General features: G+C 72.1%; 4 protein-coding genes. 3 read left to right on the forward strand and 1 reads right to left on the reverse strand.

Annotated features, from left to right (window positions below; all coding sequences use genetic code 11):
* Positions 1-213, forward strand: a 213-nt coding sequence (locus ABZ749_RS31485) for a helix-turn-helix domain-containing protein (protein ID WP_357234193.1), incomplete at its 5' end; no start/stop codon positions are given.
* 44 nt (positions 214-257) lie between these two features.
* On the opposite strand, the gene ABZ749_RS31490 is transcribed toward ABZ749_RS31485, so the two are convergent.
* On the reverse strand, positions 258-2036 hold the full coding sequence (locus ABZ749_RS31490) for an ABC transporter ATP-binding protein (RefSeq protein WP_357234195.1): 1779 nt from the start codon (positions 2034-2036) through the stop codon (positions 258-260).
* 97 nt (positions 2037-2133) lie between these two features.
* On the opposite strand from ABZ749_RS31490, the gene ABZ749_RS31495 reads away from it, so the two are divergent.
* Together ABZ749_RS31495 and asnB are read left to right on the forward strand one after the other, a co-directional pair.
* Positions 2134-2565: a MarR family winged helix-turn-helix transcriptional regulator gene (locus ABZ749_RS31495; RefSeq protein ID WP_355007356.1), complete on the forward strand. Its 432-nt coding sequence runs from the start codon at positions 2134-2136 to the stop codon at positions 2563-2565.
* A gap of 136 nt (positions 2566-2701) precedes the next feature.
* Positions 2702-3700 (forward strand): asparagine synthase (glutamine-hydrolyzing) (gene asnB / locus ABZ749_RS31500; protein WP_357234199.1); only part of this gene is annotated, 999 nt, incomplete at its 3' end.

The raw sequence follows: 3700 nt of genomic DNA on the forward strand, positions 1-3700 counted from the left end.
GCCCGTACGGCCTCGGCCGGGCCCGCACCTACCCGTGGCCGGACAGCGCGGTCGAGGTCAGCCCGGCGTCCGGGGCGGCCGCCCGCGCTGGGCCGGGAGCAGGTCGAGGCGGCCCGACGGATGCACGCGGCGGGCACCCACTCGGTGGACGCCATCGCCGCCGAGCTGGGTGTCTCGCGGGCCACCGTCTACCGCCACCTGACCGTGCAATAACGAGACAGTTCCGAGACTGTTTCGAGACGGTTGTGATTCGGCGTTCAGGCCGCCAGCGTGGCGTAGCGACCGTTGCGGTCCAGCAGGCTGTCGTGAGTGCCGGCCTCGACGATCCGACCGTGGTCGAGCACCGCGATCTGGTCGGCGTCGCGCACGGTGGAGAGCCGGTGCGCGATGGTGATCGTGGTGCGCCCCTGGGCGAGCACGTCGAAGGCCCGCTGCACGGCGCGCTCGGTCTCGGTGTCCAACGCGCTGGTGGCCTCGTCGAGGACCAGGATGCGCGGGTCGCGCAGCAGCGTCCGGGCGATGGCCAGGCGCTGCTTCTCACCGCCGGAGAACCGGTGCCCACGTGAGCCGACCATGGTGTCGTACCCGTCGGGCAGCCCGGCGATCAGGTCGTGGATCTGGGCGGCGCGGGCGGCGTCCTCGATCTCGGTGTCGGTGGCCTCCGGGCGGGCGTAGCGCAGGTTCTCCCGGACTGTGGTGTGCAGCAGGTACGTCTCCTGGCTGACCACGCCGACGATCGCGGCCAGGTCGGCCAGGCGCAGGTCGCGCAGGTCGACGCCGTCGACGGTGATCCGGCCGGCGGTCGGGTCGTGCAGCCGGCTGACCAGCCCGGCGAGGGTGCTCTTGCCGGAGCCGGTCTCGCCGACCAGGGCGAGGCTGGTGCCGGCGGGCACGTCGAGGGTGATCCCGGCGAGGGCGGCGGTGTCGCTGCCCGGGTAGCCGAAGGTGACGTCCTCCAGGCGCAGGTGGCCGCGTACCCGGGCGGGGTCGAGGCGGACCGGCTCGATGGGGTCGGCCACGTCGACCGGTAGGTCCAGGTATTCGAAGATCCGGGCGAAGAGCGCCAGCGAGGCGGTGAGCGAGACACCCACGTTGAGCAGGCCCATCAACGGTCGGAACAGGCCGCCCTGCAGGGCCGTGAAGGCGACCAGGGTGCCGATGCTCAGCGTGCCGGCGGTGCCGGGCAGCCCGGCGGCGAGGTAGATGACCGCCGGTACGGCGGCGAAGATGATGCTCATCGAGGCCATCCGCCAGCGGCCGGCCAGCTCACTGCGCAGCTCCAGGTCGACCAGTCGGGCCGAGGAGGTGGTGAACCGGTCGATCAGCGCCGGGCCGGTGCCGAGGGTCTTGGCCAGCTGTACGCCACTGATCGAAAGCCCTTCCTCCACTGTGACGTTGAGGTCGGCGAGTTCGCGTTGCCGTTGTGCGGTGATCTCGCGGCGCATCCGGGCGACCCGACGGGTCAGCCAGATGGCCGGCGGCAGCACCACGAGCGAGACCAGGGAAAGCTGCCAGGAGAGCGCGACCATGGCGACCGTGGTGGCGACCACAGTGGTGAGGTTGGCGGCGACGGCGGTGGCGGTGGAGGTGACCACCGACTGCATGCCGCCGATGTCGTTGGTGATCCGGGACTGCACCTCGCCGGTGCGGGTGCGGGTGAAGAAGCCCAGTGACTGGCGCTGGAGGTGGCTGAAGACGTCGGTGCGCAGCCGGTGCATGACCCGCTGGCCGACCTGGGTGGAGATCCAGGTCTGCACGACGCCGAGGGCGGAGGTCACCGCCGCGACGGCGACCATGCCGACGACCAGCCAGACCAGCAGCGTCACGTCGCCCTGCGGCAGGGCCCGGTCGATCACGGCCCGCAGCAGGAATGGGGTGGCCATCGCGATGATCGAGGAGACCACGATGATCGCGATGACGGCGGCCAGCGCGGGTCGGTGGGGGGTGAACAGGCGGCCGATGCGGCGCAGCGACACCTGACGGGCCTGCGTCTTCTCTTCGGCGCTGGGGGTGCGGTGGCCGCGGTCGCGGCCCATCGGGGTGGGTTCCAAGGGGGCACTACCCTTCGTTGGCGATATTGCTGAGGTTACCTCATCATGAGGTAGCAACCACATCTCCTGCTACCGTATTCCGGTGACCGAGCACACCGTCGACAGCGCCGACGACGAGAGCCTGGCGGAGACGTTCTGGGCGGTGGCGTCCCGTCTGCGTCGGCAGACCCGGGACTCACTGGTGCCCTGGGACGTCACCCCCAGCCAGTCCCGGGCCCTCGGCGTGCTGGCCCGGCACGGCGAGGTACGCCCCGGCACCCTCGCCGAGCACCTGCGCATCGCGCCCCGCTCGGCGACCGAGGTCGTCGACGACCTCCAGACCCGAGGGCTTGTCGAACGCCGGCCCGACCCGGCCGACCGCCGGGCGACCCTGGTCGCGCTCACCGAGGAGGGCGACCGGGTCAGCACCGCCATCCGGGCCGCGCGCCGGGCCGAGGCGGACCGCTTCTTCGGCCACCTCGACGACACCGACCGCGCCGAACTGGCCCGCATCCTGCGCACCCTGCGTACCTGAGATCGGCGGGGTTTGCCCGCCCCACACCCGGGTAGCCAGCGGCCCCGTTCGCACGGCGGGGCCCCCGCCACCACCAGTCGGGGAGACGCCACAGGAGGACGCGCATGTCTGCCCTGAACCACCACCACCCCGGCTGATGTGCGGGATCAGCGGGGAGGCGCGATTCGACGGTCGCTCGCCCGACGCGGCGGCGGTCACCCGGATGACCGAGGCGATGCGCTCACGAGGGCCGGACAACGAGGGCCTGTTCGCCGAGGGCTGGGTGACCCTCGGGCACCGTCGACTGACCATCATCGACCTGTCCGACGCGGGCGGGCAGCCGATGGTCCGCGACGATCTGGGCCTGGCGCTGGTCTTCAACGGCTGCGTCTACAACTACCCGGAGCTGCGCGAGGAGTTGCGCCGGGCCGGGTACGCCTTCCACTCCACCAGCGACACCGAGGTGATCCTGGTGGCGTACGCCCACTGGGGTGAGCGTTTCGTCGACCACCTGGTCGGCATGTTCGCGATCGGGCTGGTCGACCGGGTCCGGCGGCGGCTGATCCTGGCCCGCGACCGGCTCGGCATCAAACCGCTCTACCTCGCCGAGACACCGGGCCGGCTGCGGTTCGCCTCCACCCTGCCCGCGCTGCTCGCCGCCGGAGACGTCGACACCGGCATCGACCCGGTGGCGCTGCACCACTACCTGTCCTGGCACTCCATCGTGCCCGCGCCGCGGACCGTGCTGCGCGGCGTGCGCAAGCTCCCGCCGGCCACCCTGCGGGTGATCGAGGCCGACGGGACCAGCCGCGAGGAGCTCTACTGGCGACCCGACTACCTACGGGAGCCCGCCGACGCGGGGATGGACGCTGCCGACTGGCGGGCCGCGATCGGCGACGCGCTGCGCGCGGCGGTACGCCGACGGCTGGTCGCCGACGTGCCGGTGGGGGTGCTTCTCTCCGGCGGACTGGACTCCAGCCTCATCGTGGCGCTGCTCGCCGAGGCCGGCCAGCAACACCTGCGGACGTTCAGCATCGGCTTCGACAGCCGCGACGGCGAGTCCGGCGACGAGTTCCACTACTCCGACCTGGTGGCCCGCGCGTACGACACCGACCACCATCGGATCCGGCTGGCCGACGACGACCTGGCGCCCGCC

The sequence above is a fragment of the Micromonospora sp. NPDC047753 genome (genome assembly GCF_040642735.1).
Classification (GTDB): Bacteria; Actinomycetota; Actinomycetes; order Mycobacteriales; family Micromonosporaceae; genus Micromonospora.